Raw genomic sequence first — 592 nt, 5'->3', positions numbered from 1 at the left:
ATCTTCCTCTTTTCTAGCTCCTTGCGCTATTGTAATATTTAGTTTGGCTACCACTTTAATATTTTGATCGCTCGCTTGCTTGATATTTTCTGTTCCTGTATAAGCTCCATCTCCAATAATAGTGTTTACATCAATTCCGTTTTCTTGGCTAATCTCTACTAGTTTTGGTAATTCTGGACCATCTCCTTTTTCTCCTGAAGTTACTACAGCTGCTGTGATGATACGCTCTTCTGTCATCGCTAAATGAGTCTTATATCCAAAGAAAGAGCTATCAGCAGATTTATGACCTGTTTTAGCATCTGTATCTTTTGATAAAATAAAATTTTCCTGAGTATCTTCTATCGTTTCTTTAAGAAGATTTAGCTTTTCTTTCACAGCTGGTATAGAACTCAAAGATTCTTCTTTTTCTATGCGTTGTTCCAGTTCTTTACAATAGGCTAATTCTTTTTCTAATTCATTGGTATCATTTTTCCTGGGCATCTGCTCTTTGAATTGGTCATCAAATAAATAGACCGTTTTTCGTAGCAGTTTAGATCGCTCTCTCAATACATCAATTGCTGAAAATGGATTGGATCTCGATAAAGTATGTGTG

The 592-nt window shown here is 35.0% G+C and carries 1 protein-coding gene; it reads right to left on the bottom strand.

What is annotated here, in order from left to right:
- A partial coding sequence (locus tag NJT12_RS25220; protein WP_271338797.1) for a transposase occupies positions 1–592 on the bottom strand: 592 nt, incomplete at both ends.

The organism is Flavobacterium azizsancarii (genome assembly GCF_027980145.1).
Classification (GTDB): domain Bacteria; phylum Bacteroidota; class Bacteroidia; order Flavobacteriales; family Flavobacteriaceae; genus Flavobacterium; species Flavobacterium azizsancarii.
This window is presented reverse-complemented; position numbering and strand designations above follow the sequence as displayed.